We start from the raw sequence: 15,249 nt of genomic DNA on the forward strand, positions 1-15,249 counted from the left end.
GCCGTCGCCGCATACCAAACAGCGCTGGAAGGGGCGGCCTTCCAGCGCTGTCGTCTTTCGATATGAAGTGTGCCGCAGCGGGCGGCTGACGTTTTCTTTTCCATCCGCGCCGCTGCCGTTCTCCGTTTCCGCGTTACTGGCCGAGCCTGACGCGGAAGTTTTCCTTCTCGGGATTGTACTGTTCCGCCAAAACCTCCAGCGGGACGGAATGCTCCATCGTGCCGATCTGGATCGGCGATTCCTCCGGGCAGGTCTTTTTGTCCCTCAAGAGATCGTCTGGCGTTCGGTCTCTGCCGGAATGCCCGGCCTTCCTGTTTCGCTCTTTCCGAACATCACGGGAATCAGCGTAACGGTTAAAATAGTGAGCGCGTTCGATTTGAGCCGCACAGGGGATAAAGGATCCTTTATCATACCTCTGGCATATCATCTGTGAACTGTTCCAATTGTTTATCTATATCTCTGCCGCCATAGATCACACGAATGACAGTTGCCGTCATTTCTTCCGTGTCGGGGATATAGAAAACACAATAATCATCTACCGGCATTACCCTGAGATTCCTGCTTTTCCAAGGTTCTTTTGCATATTGCCTGTACTTTTCCGGAAACGTTTCAAGTTTCCCTATCGCACGTTCCAGCCGTGTAAGTTGAGAATTCGCATTCTCGGGAGCGAGCAGTTCAAAGGCGATATATTCGAATATTTCCCGCAGGTCCCGCTCTGCTTGGCAAGAAATAGCCGTCTCATATCTCGTCATAAGGCATAGCCTTTACGGATCGCTAAAAAGAACTCCTTCGCCGGCTTAGTTCTTCCAGCCTTCATGTCCGCATATCCTTTCTCAAGTTCCTCCGACAACTCCACTGCGCTCATTTCCGACAGATCAAGCGGTCTTCTGGCGGGAAGTACAACTTCAAACGGAAGCCCTCTGTGGATGATGATCTGTTTGTAAAACATATTGATGGCATTGGAAGCCGGCACGCCTAACGCAGACAAAATGCTTTCCGCCTGTTCTTTGACATCCGGTTCGATCCTTACATATAAATTAGCAGATTTCTGTGCCATGAAGATCCCTCCTTTTCGAGTCCATTGTACGCGATTGTACGTACAATCGCAAGTCATATTGCAGAAATCTTCGCTGTTTAATAAAGGAGATGTCCGTCGTCCAAACGCGGCGCGGACAAAAAAACGAAAGGCCGATCGGGGCGCGCCGTCGCCGCATACCAAACAGCGCTGGAAGGGGCGGCCTTCCAGCGCTGTCGTCTTTCGATATGAAGTGTGCCGCAGCGGGCGGCTGACGTCTTCTTTTCCATCCGCGCCGCTGCCGTTCTCCGTTTCCGCGTTACTGGCCGAGCCTGACGCGGAAGTTTTCCTTCTCCGGATCGTACTGTTCCGCCAAAAGCCCGGTGAAGGCGGCGAAATCCATGCTGCCGAGGTCGCCCTTGGCGCGGTCGCGGACGGCCACGGTGCGCGCTTCCACTTCCTTGTCGCCGATCACGAGCATATAGGGCACCTTTTCCATCTGCGCGTCGCGGATCTTGCGTCCCAGCTTTTCGTCGCGGCGGTCGATCTCGACGCGGACGTTCAGATCCTGGAGCTTCTCGGCCACCTCGCGGGCGTAGGACAGATGGTCGTCGCTCACCGCGAGCAGCTTGACCTGCACGGGGGCCAGCCAATAAGGGAACGCGCCGGCGTAGTTCTCGATGAGGATGCCCATGAAGCGCTCGATGCTGCCCAAAATCGTGCGGTGCAGCATGACGGGCCGATGTTCCTTGCCGTCGGCGCCGACGTAGGTCATATCGAACTTCTCGGGCATCGTGAAGTCGAGCTGGATGGTGCCGCACTGCCAGGTGCGGCCGATGCAGTCTTCGAGATGGAAGTCGATCTTGGGGCCGTAGAAGGCGCCGTCGCCGGGATTGAGCACGTAGGGCGTGCCGGTCTCCTCGAGCGTCTCGCGCAGGGCGTTCTCGGCGATCTCCCAGAGCTCGTCGCTGCCCATGGAGTTCTCTGGGCGGGTCGAGAGCTCGACGTGGTACTTGAAGCCGAAGACGTGCGTGTACACGTAATCTTCCAGCTTCATGATCAGCTTGACTTCGTCCTTGATCTGTTCGGGCGTGCAGAAGTGATGCGCGTCGTCCTGGGTGAAGCAGCGCACGCGCATGAGCCCGTGCAGCGCGCCGGAGAGCTCGTGCCGGTGCACGACGCCCAGCTCGCCCATGCGGATGGGCAGCTCGCGGTAACTGTGCTTGCTCGTCTTGTAGATGATGATGCCGCCGGGGCAGTTCATCGGCTTGATCGCGTGCGGGATGTCGTCGATGGTGGTGAAGTACATGTTCTCGCGGTAATGGTCCCAGTGGCCGGACTGGAGCCACAGATCGCGGTTGAGGATCTGCGGCGTGCGGGCCTCGCTGTAGCCGTTGAGGAAATGCAGACGGCGCCAGAAGGACATGAGTTTGTTCATGACGACCATGCCTTTGGGATGGAAGAACGGGAAACCGACGCCCTCGTTGTGCAGGCTGAACAGGTCGAGTTCCCTGCCCAGCTTGCGGTGGTCGCGGCGGCGCGCCTCTTCCATGCGGGCGATGTAGGCGTCGAGCTCTTCCTGCGTGTTGAAGGCGGTGCCGTAGATGCGGGTCAGCATGATGTTGTGCTCGTCGCCGCGCCAGTACGCCCCGGCCATCGACAGCAGCTTGAAGTGCTTCAGAAAGCGCGTGTTGGGCACGTGCGGGCCGCGGCACAGATCGACGTAATCGTCCTGCCAGTACAGGTTGACGGTCTCGTCGCCGACGCCCTCGAGGATTTCGACTTTGTAGGGATCGCTGCGTTCCTTGAACAGTTTGATGGCGTCGGCGACGCCGACCCGCTCGCGGCGCAGCGGGATGGAGCGCTTGGCGATGCGGCGCATTTCCTTTTCGAGGGCGGGCAGGATCTCCTCGGAAACGGTCTCGGGGAATTCGATGTCGTAGTAAAAGCCGTCTTTGATCGTCGGACCGATGGCCACCTTGGCGGCCGGGTACAGATTCATGACGGCCTCGGCCAGCAGGTGCGCCGTGGAATGGCGGACGATTTCCAGTCCTTCCTCCGTCTCCGGCGTGATCGGCTTGACTTCCGCGTCATGATCGACCACGACGTCGAGATCTTTTTCCTCTCCGTCGACGAAAGCGGCGACGGCCCCCTTGTCCAGCTTCCACCGGGAAAGGATGTCTCCGGCCTTGAGCGCGTCGCTTTCAAGCAATTGCCCTTCGGGGCCATGATATTTGAACATTTTGTTGCCTCCTTCTCAAAGCGCGATGCGCTGACTCTGCGCAGCGCGCTGCATTGTACGGTGTTGCCTCGACGGGTCCTAACGGGTCCCCGTGCTTCCGAAGCCGCCGCTCTGGCGGCCTGTCTCGTTGAGCGTTTCGCTGGGCTGCCAGCTGACCCGCGTGACGGGAGCCACCACCATCTGGGCGATACGGTCGCCCGCATGGATGGGAAAAGGCTCGCGGCCCAGATTCACCAAAATCACGCGGATCTCTCCGCGGTAATCGGCGTCGATCGTGCCCGGCGCGTTCGGCACCGAAATGCCGTGCTTCAAAGCCAGTCCGCTTCGGGGACGGATCTGCGCCTCGTACCCTGCGGGCAGTTCGATGTGAAGGCCGGTCCCGACGCCGGCGATTTGGCCGGGTTCGAGCACCAGATCTTCGCTGGCGCGAAGGTCCATCCCCGCCGCCTGGTCAGTCGCGTACTCGGGCAGCGGGATGTCGTCGTTCTCGCGCCGGATCCTGACGGTCAGCGTCATGGTCAACGGCGGTCGCGGCGGAACGGACCGCGGTCGCCCCGGCGCTCGCGGTCGCCGTCGCGGCGGGGAGTTCTGTCGCGCGAAGGGGCGGATGCGTCGGGCAAAGCGGCGATCATTTTGTCGCGCTCTTCCTCTGCGGGAAGGTACTGCGTCAGCCCGGCCGACTCGATCAGGGCGGGGTCGGCCAGCAGGCGGCGGCGCGACAGGTTGATGCGGTTCTGGTCGTCGATCTCCTTGACTTCGACGATGACGTGATCGCCGGGGGCGAAAACGTCTTCTACCTTGCCGATGTGTTTGGTGCTGATCTCGCTGATGTGAAGCAGGCCTTCCTTGCCGGGCAGCACTTCGACGAAAGCGCCGAAGGCCATCAGTCGGGTGACGGTGCCGTAGAACGCCTCTCCGGCTTCGACCTCGCGGACGATGTCGTGGATCATGCGGCGGGCTTTTTCGACGCTGTCGGGCGACACGGCGCAGATGTACACGCTGCCGTCGTCCTCGACGTTGATCTTGGCGCCGCTCTCCTGGACGATGTTGCGGATGATCTTGCCGCCCGGGCCGATCACGTCGCGGATCTTGTCCACGTCGATGTTCATCGTGAAGATGCGGGGGGCGTTGGGCGACAGCGGCGCGGGTTCGGGGATGCAGGCTTCCATCGCGTCGAGGATCTGCATGCGGGCCTGATGGGCCTGCATCAGCGCGCGAGACAGAACCTCGCGGGTGATGCCGCCGGCTTTGTTGTCCATCTGCAGCGCCGTGACGCCGTCGCGGGTGCCGGCGACTTTGAAGTCCATGTCGCCGTAGTGATCCTCAAGTCCCTGGATGTCGGTGAGGATGACCATGTCGTCGCCTTCCTTGATCAGCCCCATGGCGATGCCGGCCACGTGCTTTTTCATGGGCACGCCGGCGGCCATCATCGAAAGGCTGCCGCCGCAGATCGAAGCCTGCGAGCTGGAGCCGTTGGACTCGAGAATGTCGGAGACGACGCGGACGACGTAGGGAAATTCTTCTTCGCCGGGCACCAGCGGCGCCAGCGCGCGCTCGGCGAGAGCGCCGTGGCCGATCTCGCGCCGTCCGGGGCCGCGCATGGGCTTGATCTCGCCCACGGAATAGGGCGGGAAGTTGTAGTGCAGCAGGAATCTTTTGTTGGGCTCGTCGAGTTTCAGACCGTCGATGATCTGATCGTCTTCGCCCAGCATACCGAGCGTGGTGACTACCAGGGCCTGCGTCTCGCCGCGGGTGAACAGCGCCGAACCGTGGACTTTGGGCAGCACGTTCACTTCGCAGGAAATCGGGCGGATCTCGTCGGTGGCGCGGCCGTCGGCGCGGATCTTGTCGCGGGCCGTGATCGTGCGCATCGTGCTTTTGACCAGCGCTTCCACCGCGCCGGCGATGTAGCCTTCGGCGTCGGCGTAAAGATCAGCGAAATGGGCCGTCGCCTTCTCCACCAGCGCGGAGATCGCGGCGCCGCGCTCCTTTTTGCCGTGGATCATCACGGCCTTCGCGGTCTCTTCGCTCAGGTTGTCCTTCACCCAGCGGTCGATCTCTTCGATCGCCAGCGGCGCGGGCAGCTCCGTCTTGGGCTGGCCGATCTCCTCGCGGATCCGCAGCTGAAACGCGACGATCTTTTTGATCTCGTCCTGCGCCGTCTGCAGCGCATTGACGAGCAGTTCTTCGGGAACTTCCTTGGCGCCGGCTTCGACCATGGTGATGCCGCCGGCGTGTCCGGCCACCGTCAGGTCGAGCGTGCTCTCGGCCATCTGCTCCTCGGTGGGATTGACGACGAGTTCGCCGCCGATGCAGCCCATGCGCACGGCGCCGACCGGGCCGCCCCAGGGGATGTTGGAGATCGTCAGCGCCACGGAAGCGGCGTTGATGGCGAGGATGTTGGCGGGATTCTTCTGATCGACGGCCAGCACCGTGGCGACGACGTGCACGTCGTTGCGCATGGAATCGTCGAAGAGCGAACGGATCGAGCGGTCGACGACGCGGGCGCTGAGAATGGCGGTCTGGGAAGGACGGCCTTCCCTCTTGATGTAGCCGCCTGGGATCTTGCCGGCGGCGTAATAGCGTTCTTCAAAATCGACGAGCAGGGGAAAGAAATCCAATCCCACGCGGGGCTTGTCCGACATGCAGGCGGTGGTGAGAATGGTCGTTTCTCCATGAGACGCGACAACGGCCGCGTTGGCCTGCTTGGCGACTTTTCCGGTTTTGAAAACCAGATCCTGGCCGCCGACGTTCAGTGTGTAGGTCTTTTCCATATAAAAGACTCCTCCTCTTTCTTTTCGATCGCGATATATAATAGCGTAAGAATAACACAATTTCATATAAATGCGAGAGTCGAATTTCAAGATCGGCGCATAAATCCGAGGGAATCGCCCTTAGAATCCCTGAAAACTTTTTGTCAAAAAAGAAAGAGAGAGTTCCGAACGAACGGGACTCTCTCTTTCCGTTGGGCTTAATGGCGAAGGCCCAGGCTTTCGATCAGCTGCTTGTAGCGGTTGAAATCCTTTCCGCTCAGATAGCGCAGAAGCTTGCGGCGCTTGCCGACAAGGGTCAGAAGGCCCTTCTTGGAATGGTGGTCGTGGATGTGCACGCGCAGGTGATCGGTCAGATCGCGAATCCTCTGCGTGAGAACGGCGATCTGCACTTCGGGCGAGCCGGTATCGGTGGGATGCACGCGATACTTCTCGATGAGCTCGGTTTTGACTGACTTCTCCAACATAATGCTTCACCTCATGGGGCAATAATCCTGAAACAACGTAGCTCCTCTCCGACTTTGCGCTCCATGGAAGCAAAGCGGAACGGGAAGCTCCCGAGGGGGAGCAACGGAGTAACAGGTCGAAAAGCATTGTAGCATCGCTTCGCAGGAGTTGCAAGCTCTTTTTCGCGAGGGACGGGAAAAAGCGGGGCGCCGGACCGACGGCCGCCGGAAAAAATCTAACCCTTGAACGAGGCGATCGCCGACAGCACTTCGTCGATGTCGGCTTCGGTGTGGTCCGCGTTGATCTGGAAGCGGATCTCCTCGGCGCCCTTGGGCACCACGGGATAGGTCATGCCGGTGGCCAGCACGCCGTGCTCCGTCAGGTGCGCGACCAGCGCTTTGGTACGGGCCGTGTCGTGAAGCACGAGCGGCGTCACGGGGTGTTCGCCGGGGATCGTCTCGTAACCGAGCGCGACCAGGCCGTCCTCGAAACGCTTGGTCACGGCGCGCAGATGAGCGAGGATCGTGCGGCCTTCTTCGCTGTCGAGGATCTCCAGCGCCTTTATGGCGGCATAGGCTTCGCCGACGGTGATGGGATTGGAATAGATGTACATGGCGGCGTGCTCGCGCAGATACGTGATCAGCGCGCGCGAACCGACGACGTAGCCGCCGTTGACGCCGTACGCCTTGCCGAGCGTGCCCATCAGCACGTCGACGCGGGCGCCGGTGATCTCCTCCGTGCCGCGCCCCGTCCTGCCGAACGCGCCGACGCCGTGGGAATCGTCGACCACGACGAAGGCGTCCTCGGCGAAGCGATCGTCATAGCTGTGCACCAGCTCGACGATCTCCTTCAAAGGCGCGTGGTCGCCTCTCATGCTGAAGATGCCGTCGGTCACCACCAGAGCGCGCTTGGCCCCGCTCTTGACGGCTTCGTCCAGACAGCGCTTGAGGTCGTCGAGAGAGTTGTGCTTGGAGACGGCGCGCAGCCCCGACTTGCCCAGGCCGAGTTTGATGGCGTTGATGATGCTGTTGTGGTTCAGTTCGTCGCTGATGACGAAGGTTTCCTTGCTGATCAGCGAGGTCAGGACGCCGCCGACGGTCACGTAGGCGGCGCTGAAGATCATGGCGTCCTCGCGGCCGTGGAAGGCAGCCAGCTTGTGCTCCAGGTCGCGGTGCGCCTTGAAGGTGCCGCTGATGAAGCGGACCGCGCCGGGACCGACGCCGTACTTGCGCGTGCCCTCTTCCTCCGCGGCGATCATGTCCTCGCGCAGCGACAGGCCCAGATAGGAATTGGAATTCATGCGGATGAATTCCTTGCCGCCCTCCCCTTTCAGGAAATAACGGGGCCCCTTGGCGCCTTCGCCCTTTTTCACGTCGACGATGATCTGTTCTTTGCCCTTCAGACGGCCTTCCTGCTTCAACTTTTCAAGCTCCGCCGTCAGTACCGCTTCGAGTTTTTTCATCGTATGAATGCCTCCTGCCTTACGAGATTTTTTTAAAACTTCGCCTTGTCGCCGAGTTTGGCGCGCAGGTTCTTGAGCATGTCCACCGTCATGCTCTCCAGATCGTATTTGGGATCCCAGTCCCATTCCGCCCTGGCAGCCGAATCGTCGAGAGAGTTCGGCCAGCTGTCGGCGATGGCCTGGCGCACGGGATCGACGGCGTAATCCATCGCGAACGAAGGGATATGGGCGCGGATCGCCGCGGCGACCTGTTCCGGCTCGAAACTCATGCTGGTGATGTTGAAGCAGCAGCGGTGGACCAGCCGCGACGGATCGGCTTCCATCAGCTGGATCATGCCGTCGATCGCGTCGGGGATGTACATCATGTCCATGTAGGTGCCCCTGGCGATGTAGCTGGTGTACTTGCCCTGCTGCACGGCCTGATAGTAGATGTCGACGGCGTAATCGGTGGTGCCGCCGCCGGGCAGCGTCTTGTAGGAGATCAGGCCGGGGAAACGCACACCGCGGGTATCGACGCCCCATTTTTTATGGTAATATTCCGCCAGGAGTTCGCTGGCCACTTTCGTCACGCCGTAGATCGTATTGGGGCGCTGCAGCGTGTCCTGCGGCGTTTTGTCGCGAGGCGTATCGGGGCCGAAGGCGGCGATGGAACTGGGGAAAAAGACGGCGCTGTGATAGATCCGACCGCATTCGAGGGCGTTGTAGACCCCGTTGATGTTGATGTCCCAGGCGAGCTGAGGTTTCTTCTCGGCCGTCGCGGAAAGCAGTCCGGCCAAATGATAGATCGTGTCCGGCTTGAACTTTTCGACCTGCTCCGCGTACTTTTTGCCGTCGCGGGCGTCGAGAATCACAAAAGGCCCCTCGGGAAGGACATGGGCCGAGTCCTCGCGGATATCGGTCGCGAGAACGTTTTCCGCGCCGTAATCACGTCTCAGCTTGGTGACGAGCTCTGTGCCGATCTGGCCGAGACAGCCAGAAACCATGATCTTTTTCATCAAAACGCCTCCAGTTGACTTCTTATTTTTCTTAAGTATATGGAGGCGAAGTTTGTTTGTCAAATGAGTATAATTCGAAATGAGATTCTATATATAATAAAATAACATAAAAATAGGACATGGATTTTTATACTCCGAGAGAGTAGAATAATATAGTATCCAGGCAGAAATTTTGCTTTCGGGAAGGGAGAAATCTGAAACATGACATTGGAAGAGCTGATGCCTCGTATCAGCGGAGACAAGGCCGCCTCGTACTACATCGCCAACGTGCTGCGCGAGGCCATTTATCGGGGAATTCTTCAGGAAAACGAGCAGTTGCTGCAGAACCAGCTCGCGGCGCGGATGGGCGTCAGCCCGATCCCGCTGCGGGAAGCTTTGAAGCAGCTCGAGATCGAAGGGCTGGTCGAATTCCGCGGCCGTCGCGGCGCGATCGTTTCCGGGCTGAGCCTTGAAGACGCCCGCGAAATTTACGACATGATCACCTGGCTCGAAGTCGGCATCATGAAAGTCTCCTTCGACCTGATCTCGAACGCGCTGATCCAGGAAGAAGAGGTGCTGCTGGACAGGATGGAAAAAGAGGAAGATCCCGTCAAATGGCGCGACATGAACGTGCTCTTCCATTCCTCGCTGTACGAGCCGGCCGACCGACCGATGACGCTCGATATGCTCGCCAAACTGCGCCGTCAGGTCGACCGTTACATCCGCAACCATCTCAGTTCCATGCGCAAGGAATCGGAGGAGCAGCACCGCGAAATCCTTGCCGGCGTGAAGGCCCATGACCTCGACCGCACGCTCAAGGCTCTGGAAAGCCACCTTGTCAACACGTCCAAGGACCTTCAGGCTTATATGCGCCACGTCCAGAATCGCAATCACGAATAATTTGCCCGCCTCAAAAAAAAAGCAGTCCCTTTCGATCGTCCACACCCGGCGATCACAAGGGACTGCTTTTTCCGTCAAAAAAACGGTCCGGATCAAAAACGATTTCCTCGTCGGCGGCGTCTGCCCCAAGCAGCTTGCGCGCATGCGAAAGCGCCTCTTCTTCCTGGTCGTTTCCGGAGAGCATCCGCGCGATCTCCCGGATCCGCTCTTCCCCCTCGACGCGCGTCACGGTGGAGAGCGTGCCCCGGCGCGTCACGCGGTAATGTCGGTTTGCCAGCGCCGCGATGCTGGCTTCATGGGTGATCAGAATGACCTGGACGCGGTCGGCCAGCTCGCGCAGCTTCAGGCCGGTCAGATAGGCGGCCCGTCCGCCCAGCCCGGCTTCCACTTCGTCGAAAACGACCGTGGGCGGCATCAGTTCATCGGGAAGCGAGATCTGGATGGCCAAAAGGATACGGCTCAGCTCGCCGCCGGAAGCCGCTTTCGCTACCGGAATTTCCTGATCGCCGCGCCGCAGGACGAAATCCACCTTCTCGGCGCCGTTTGCTTTCAGTTTATTCGTTTCGGTGATGCGGATGCGGAACTGCGTGTTCTCCATCGCCACGCCGGCGAGATTCTCGCTGACTCGCTGCTGAAGCGCCAGCGCCGCCGCGGTGCGCTGCTCCAGCAGCGTACGGGCTTCCTTCGCGACGGCTTTCTTGGCGGCCGCGATTTTCTCGTTCAGGTCGGCCTGGATTTTTCCCGATCCGGCCAGCCAGCGCGATTCTTCCTCGCCTTTATGCCAGTATTCCAGCAGTTCCTCGACGGTGTTCACCTTGGCAAGGCGCTTGCTCTTGCGAATCTGACCGAGGGAAGCTTCAAGAGCTTCCAGTTCCGCTTCGAGATTCTCGAGCGCTTCCGAAGAGGCCAGCGCGCCGATCGCTCCCGCAAGGTCTTCGAGAACGGCGATCGCTTTTTGCGACATCTCGCCGAGCGCCTCGCGGTTCTCGCAGGGCACGAGCTCGGAAAGGCCGTTGAGGACGCCCGAAAGCTCGGAGACCAGTCCGCCGCTTTCCTGGTTCTGCAGCATGCGGAAGCGGCCGCGCAGCTCGCGCAGGCGTTTGAGTTCGCGCTCCGTTTCGGCGAAGTCCTCATTCAGCCGTTCTTCGCTGTCGGGCTGCAGACCGGCGCGTTCCAAAAAAGGCGCGATCTCGGCCAGCGCCCCGTACGCCGAGGTGATTTCCTGTTCGCGCTGTTTGTTGCGGCGCAGTTCCCGCTCGCAGTCCAAGACTTTGTAAAATTCCTTTTCGAGCCGGACCTTCGTCTCTTTCAGCCCTTCGCCGCCGCAGGCGTCGAGGATTTTGAGCTGACGGTCGGGGTCGAGCAGCTCGAGCTGGGCGAACTGGCTTTGGATCGTGAGCAGCCGGGGAGCCAGATCCAGGACGGCGTTCAACGGCACCGTCCGCCCCTGGACGGAACACCTGCCGCGCCCGGAGCGCGACAGTTCGCGCCGCAGCGCCAGCGAACAATCCTGAGGCTGCAGCTCCTCGCCGACGCCCTCCAGGCGGTCGGGCTGATAAAAGAACGCCTCCGCGACGGCGATCTCATCTCCGGCGCGAATCGTGCCACTGGAACTGCGCTTTCCACAGACCAGTTCAAGCCCGCGCACCAGACTGCTTTTTCCGGCCCCGCTCTCCCCCGTCACCGCCGTCAATCCGGCGCCGAAGCGCAGCGAAACCTGCCCGATGCCGCCCACGGAAACGAGTTTCAGCTCTTCAAGCACGGCGGGCGCTCCTTTCGGAAACTGGATTCCAGCCCCACAGGAGCTTTTCGTGGAGCAGATCGTAATAGTCGAACTGAGGCAGCGAGATGGTGTTGACGCCGTGATCCCTGGAGAGCCGCACATCGAGACGATCGCGGCTGGAAAGAGGGTAAACGTCGGCGCCGTCCACCGTCAAAAACAGCTCGGAATTTTCCGTCGGGCGCAGCGTCAGGCAGTCGTCCGGCCCCAGCAGCGTGGGGCGCGCATATAACGTGTGCGCGCAAATGGGGACCAGCAGCATGCAGTCCAGCGACGGCGGCACGATCGGCCCGCCCGCGGAAAGCGCATAAGCCGTAGATCCCGTCGGCGTCGAAATGATCACGCCGTCGGCGCGGTATTCGCATATCGGCTTCCCCTGCACCTGCACGTCGAGAGAGACCAGCCGCGCCTGGATCCCCTTGCTGAGCACGAGATCGTTGAGAGCGAAAACGCGCCGTTCTTTCTCCTCCGTCGCCAATACGCCTTCGAGACAACGCCGCCGTTCGATCTTAAAATCGCCCTTTTCGATCTGCTCGATCTGTTCGCGCACGCGCCGCGGATCGCCGACCGCCAGGAAGCCCAGGTGTCCCACGGAGACGCCGAACAGGTTGATGCCGCTGTGCTGCACCAGATGGGCGGCCTGCAGAAAAGTGCCGTCGCCGCCGATCACCAGCGCCGTCTCCACCTCCGCCAGCCAACGGTCGAGAGGGATCCCGCTCTGACGGAGCGCGGCCGCCTCATCGGCAAAGAGCAAAAAGGGATTGTCCCTCTTTCTTCCCCACGCGCACAGCTCCTCAGCCAGCTGGACCGCTTCGGGCTTCGACAAATTAACAATCAGGCCGAATTTCATCGACTGTCCTCCATCGGAAATACACCAGGGATTCCGTTTCACAAAAAGAATTCAATGCGATTATAGCAGATTTCACGAAGCCGACAATTCAAAGGCGGCGATTTCCGCAACAAAACAACAAAAAGGCGCCGAAGGAAACAAGACGCAGTTTCCTCCGACGCCTTAAAAGTTCAGCTCATTCGGCGAGGGCTTCGTGGCTCATGCGCACCAGCTCATGAAAATCCACTGCCGCCGAGGCGACGTTTTTTTTCAAATGAAACAGGAATTCGATGTTGCCTTTGGGGCCCTTGATCGCCGACCAGGCCGCCCCCGCGAGTCCCCACGGCGTCTCGCCGCTGATGAACGCCGACAGATCTTCCAGCACGCCGCAATGAACGTCCGCGGAACGGACCACGCCGCCCTCGCCGACTTCCTCGCGGCGGGCTTCGAACTGCGGCTTGACCAGCACCACGGCTTCGGCGTCCGCCGACGTCGACGCCGCCAGCGGATTCAACAGCAGGCGCAGCGATATGAACGAGGCGTCGCTGCAGGCAAAATCCGACGGCGGCGAAAACATCTCCCCCGTCAGGGAACGGGCGTTCCGGCGCTCCATCACCACCACGCGCGGATCGGTGCGCAGGCTCCAGTCCAGCAGTCCGTAGCCGACGTCGACGGCGTAGACTTTCGCCGCGCCATGTTTGAGCATCACCTGAGTGAAACCGCCGGTCGAAGCGCCGACGTCGAGGCACACGCGGCCGTCCAGCTTCAGATGGAAACGCTCGATCGCCGTCAGCAGTTTGTGGGCGCCGCGGCTGACCCAGCCGCCGGAACCGCTTTTCAGGCGCACGACGGCGGCGTCCTTCACCGGCTGTCCGGCGCTGGACGCCGGTTGACCGTCGATCAGGACCTCCCCGGCCATGATCAGCGCGCCGGCCGCCCGAACGGAATCGGCCAGCCCTTCGTCGACCAGGCGCAGGTCAAGTCGTTTTTTAACGCATCTGGCGCTCATAGAACTCCACGATCCTTTCGGGCGTCAGGCCAAGACGCTTGCGTTGCTGCTCCGGCGTGCCCGGCGCGACGAAGGCCGCCGGCAGCGCCGCCGCCCGCACGGCACACTGCAGACCGCGCTCTGCGCAGAACAAAGACAGGTGCTCGCCCAGCCCGCCGCGCTCATACGCTTCTTCGGCCGTGACGAGGAGTTTTTTTCCGTCCAGCCGCGCCAGCGCCTCTTCCGGCAGCGGAGAAACGCGGTTCAGATAAAGCAGGTCGGGCGCTTCGCCGCCGCGTTCGTCAACCAGTTCGGCCGCCCGGCGAGCGATCTGGCAGGCCGATCCGGCCGCAGCGACGCACCATGAGCTGTTTCGATTCACGAAGGCGAAATCTGCCGTCTCGAAAGCGTCGGCCGGCGTCAGCCGTTCCACGGCGCTGCCGCGCGGATAGCGGATCAGCGACGGACCTTCGCAGCGCGCCGCGCTCTCGAAGGCGGCTTTCAGCGAGCGACCGTCGTAAGGCGCCCAGACTTTCAGATTGGGGATGGCGCTGGCCCAGTTCATGTCGAACAGTCCCTGATGCGTCTCGCCGTCCTCGCCCACCAGTCCGGCGCGGTCCACGGCCAGGATCACCGGCAGACGCTGCAGACAGATGTCGTGCACCAGCTGGTCCATCGCCCGCTGCAAAAACGTCGAATAGATGCAGGCGATCGGCCTGAGGCCGCCGGCCGCCTGCCCCGCGGCGAACGTGAGCATATGTTCTTCGGCGATGCCCACGTCGAAAAAACGCCACGGGAAAACGGCGCGGAGACGATTCAGCGCGCATCCTTCCGTCATGGCCGGGGTCAGGATCGTGACGCGGGGGTCTTTTTCCGCCAGATCTTCGATGCACGCAGCCGCCGCCCTGCTCCAGCTCGCCGAACTCGCGGGAGCTTTCCGCGCGGCGGCGACGCCGTGATAGGCGACGGGATTTTCTTCGGCCGGCGCATAGCCTTTGCCTTTTTCCGTGAGCACGTGGATCAGCAGGGGACCGTCGTAATTTTTCGCCAAAGCGAAGACGCGCTCGAGTTCCTGTTCGTCGTGTCCGTCGAAAGGGCCCCAGTACGTCAACCCCATGTCGCTGAAAAGGTTGCCGCGGCTCAGCGCTTTTTTGACGGCGTTCTTCATCCGCTCCAAACGCCGATAGACCCGGTCGGTGCGGAACGCCTTTCGGCAAAAGCTCTTCACGACGTTTTTCGTGCCCTTGTACAGCGCGGAAGTGGACAGCCTCGCCAGATGCAGCGCCATGCCGCCCACGCGCGGGCTGATCGACATGGCGTTGTCGTTGAGGATGAAGATCACGGGATTGTCGAGGGAACCGGCGTGATTCAACGCTTCGAAGGACTCGCCGTTGATCAGCGCGCCGTCGCCGACGACGGCGACGACGTGATGCTTTTCGCCGCGCAGGTCGCGCGCGACCGCGTATCCCAGGGCCGCCGAGAGCGAGGTGCTGCTGTGTCCGACGCCGAAGTGGTCGTACGGGCTTTCGCTCATTTTCGGAAAGCCGCTGATACCGCCCTCCGTCCGCAACGTCTCGAAACGGGCGTTGCGCCCCGTCAGGATCTTCCACGCATAGGCCTGGTGCCCCACGTCGAACACGACGCGGTCGCGCCGCGGATCGAAGACCCGCAGCAGCGCCACGATCAACTCCACGGCTCCCAGAGAAGAAGCCAGATGGCCGCCGTTTTTCAGCGTGACGTCGACGATGCGGGAACGAACTTCGCCGATCAGTCCGGGAAGCTCCTTCTCGGGGAGCTTTTTTACGTCTTCCGGTCCCTTGATGTCGTCCAGCAGCGCCATG

At 61.0% G+C, this 15,249-nt stretch carries 14 protein-coding genes; 1 reads left to right on the top strand and 13 read right to left on the bottom strand.

Going from position 1 to position 15,249, the window contains the following annotated elements:
• Positions 1–133 precede the first annotated feature (133 nt).
• The 9 genes from D7D26_RS12750 to D7D26_RS03145 form a co-directional block, all read right to left on the bottom strand.
• On the bottom strand, positions 134–268 hold the full coding sequence (locus D7D26_RS12750) for a hypothetical protein (protein ID WP_255415970.1): 135 nt from the start codon (positions 266–268) through the stop codon (positions 134–136).
• Between the two features lie 139 nt (positions 269–407).
• Positions 408–752: a type II toxin-antitoxin system RelE/ParE family toxin gene (locus D7D26_RS03110; protein WP_078016990.1), complete on the bottom strand. Its 345-nt coding sequence runs from the start codon at positions 750–752 to the stop codon at positions 408–410.
• The gene (locus tag D7D26_RS03115; RefSeq protein ID WP_120371988.1) at positions 749–1,057 is read right to left on the bottom strand and encodes a type II toxin-antitoxin system RelB/DinJ family antitoxin; all 309 of its coding nucleotides are present in this window, start codon (positions 1,055–1,057) and stop codon (positions 749–751) included. Before D7D26_RS03115 ends, D7D26_RS03110 begins: the two co-directional genes overlap by 4 nt.
• 277 nt (positions 1,058–1,334) lie before the next feature.
• A complete protein-coding gene (thrS, locus tag D7D26_RS03120) occupies positions 1,335–3,257 on the bottom strand; it encodes a threonine--tRNA ligase (RefSeq protein WP_199674670.1) in 1,923 nt (640 codons plus the stop codon).
• 78 nt (positions 3,258–3,335) lie between these two features.
• Positions 3,336–3,773: a dUTP diphosphatase gene (dut, locus tag D7D26_RS03125; protein ID WP_120371989.1), complete on the bottom strand. Its 438-nt coding sequence runs from the start codon at positions 3,771–3,773 to the stop codon at positions 3,336–3,338.
• 2 nt (positions 3,774–3,775) lie between these two features.
• The gene (locus tag D7D26_RS03130; protein ID WP_120371990.1) at positions 3,776–6,031 is read right to left on the bottom strand and encodes a polyribonucleotide nucleotidyltransferase; all 2,256 of its coding nucleotides are present in this window, start codon (positions 6,029–6,031) and stop codon (positions 3,776–3,778) included.
• Between the two features lie 197 nt (positions 6,032–6,228).
• Positions 6,229–6,495 carry a 30S ribosomal protein S15 gene (rpsO, locus tag D7D26_RS03135; protein WP_078016986.1) on the bottom strand — a complete coding sequence of 89 codons (267 nt, stop codon included), beginning with the start codon at positions 6,493–6,495 and terminating at the stop codon, positions 6,229–6,231.
• Positions 6,496–6,710: 215 nt separating this feature from the next.
• A complete protein-coding gene (locus tag D7D26_RS03140; RefSeq protein ID WP_078016798.1) occupies positions 6,711–7,937 on the bottom strand; it encodes an aminotransferase class I/II-fold pyridoxal phosphate-dependent enzyme in 1,227 nt (408 codons plus the stop codon).
• Positions 7,938–7,969: 32 nt separating this feature from the next.
• The gene (locus D7D26_RS03145; RefSeq protein ID WP_120371991.1) at positions 7,970–8,932 is read right to left on the bottom strand and encodes an L-threonine 3-dehydrogenase; all 963 of its coding nucleotides are present in this window, start codon (positions 8,930–8,932) and stop codon (positions 7,970–7,972) included.
• Between the two features lie 201 nt (positions 8,933–9,133).
• On the opposite strand from D7D26_RS03145, the gene D7D26_RS03150 reads away from it, so the two are divergent.
• The gene (locus D7D26_RS03150) at positions 9,134–9,811 is read left to right on the top strand and encodes a GntR family transcriptional regulator (protein WP_078016800.1); all 678 of its coding nucleotides are present in this window, start codon (positions 9,134–9,136) and stop codon (positions 9,809–9,811) included.
• Positions 9,812–9,863: 52 nt separating this feature from the next.
• Here the strand turns inward: D7D26_RS03150 and D7D26_RS03155 are convergent, their stop codons facing one another.
• The 4 genes from D7D26_RS03155 to dxs form a co-directional block, all read right to left on the bottom strand.
• Positions 9,864–11,573: an AAA family ATPase gene (locus D7D26_RS03155; RefSeq protein WP_158606252.1), complete on the bottom strand. Its 1,710-nt coding sequence runs from the start codon at positions 11,571–11,573 to the stop codon at positions 9,864–9,866.
• A complete protein-coding gene (locus tag D7D26_RS03160) occupies positions 11,566–12,441 on the bottom strand; it encodes an NAD(+)/NADH kinase (RefSeq protein ID WP_078016802.1) in 876 nt (291 codons plus the stop codon). Before D7D26_RS03160 ends, D7D26_RS03155 begins: the two co-directional genes overlap by 8 nt.
• A gap of 175 nt (positions 12,442–12,616) precedes the next feature.
• The gene (locus tag D7D26_RS03165) at positions 12,617–13,429 is read right to left on the bottom strand and encodes a TlyA family RNA methyltransferase (RefSeq protein ID WP_120371993.1); all 813 of its coding nucleotides are present in this window, start codon (positions 13,427–13,429) and stop codon (positions 12,617–12,619) included.
• Positions 13,410–15,248, bottom strand: coding sequence for a 1-deoxy-D-xylulose-5-phosphate synthase (gene dxs / locus D7D26_RS03170; protein WP_120371994.1), 1,839 nt, complete (start codon positions 15,246–15,248; stop codon positions 13,410–13,412). Before dxs ends, D7D26_RS03165 begins: the two co-directional genes overlap by 20 nt.
• Position 15,249 lies beyond the last annotated feature (1 nt).

The organism is Pyramidobacter sp. CG50-2, assembly GCF_003612005.1.
Classification (GTDB): Bacteria; Synergistota; Synergistia; order Synergistales; family Dethiosulfovibrionaceae; genus Pyramidobacter.

What these genes read in the sequence shown, in the direction of transcription:
- D7D26_RS03110 (WP_078016990.1), bottom strand. Translation starts at nt 752, where the DNA reads ATGACGAGATATGAGACGGCTATTTCTTGCCAAGCAGAGCGGGACCTG.
- D7D26_RS03115 (WP_120371988.1), bottom strand. Translation starts at nt 1,057, where the DNA reads ATGGCACAGAAATCTGCTAATTTATATGTAAGGATCGAACCGGATGTC.
- thrS (WP_199674670.1), bottom strand. Translation starts at nt 3,257, where the DNA reads ATGTTCAAATATCATGGCCCCGAAGGGCAATTGCTTGAAAGCGACGCG.
- dut (WP_120371989.1), bottom strand. Translation starts at nt 3,773, where the DNA reads ATGACGCTGACCGTCAGGATCCGGCGCGAGAACGACGACATCCCGCTG.
- D7D26_RS03130 (WP_120371990.1), bottom strand. Translation starts at nt 6,031, where the DNA reads ATGGAAAAGACCTACACACTGAACGTCGGCGGCCAGGATCTGGTTTTC.
- rpsO (WP_078016986.1), bottom strand. Translation starts at nt 6,495, where the DNA reads ATGTTGGAGAAGTCAGTCAAAACCGAGCTCATCGAGAAGTATCGCGTG.
- D7D26_RS03140 (WP_078016798.1), bottom strand. Translation starts at nt 7,937, where the DNA reads ATGAAAAAACTCGAAGCGGTACTGACGGCGGAGCTTGAAAAGTTGAAG.
- D7D26_RS03145 (WP_120371991.1), bottom strand. Translation starts at nt 8,932, where the DNA reads ATGAAAAAGATCATGGTTTCTGGCTGTCTCGGCCAGATCGGCACAGAG.
- D7D26_RS03150 (WP_078016800.1), top strand. Translation starts at nt 9,134, where the DNA reads ATGACATTGGAAGAGCTGATGCCTCGTATCAGCGGAGACAAGGCCGCC.
- D7D26_RS03160 (WP_078016802.1), bottom strand. Translation starts at nt 12,441, where the DNA reads ATGAAATTCGGCCTGATTGTTAATTTGTCGAAGCCCGAAGCGGTCCAG.
- D7D26_RS03165 (WP_120371993.1), bottom strand. Translation starts at nt 13,429, where the DNA reads ATGAGCGCCAGATGCGTTAAAAAACGACTTGACCTGCGCCTGGTCGAC.
- dxs (WP_120371994.1), bottom strand. Translation starts at nt 15,248, where the DNA reads ATGGCGCTGCTGGACGACATCAAGGGACCGGAAGACGTAAAAAAGCTC.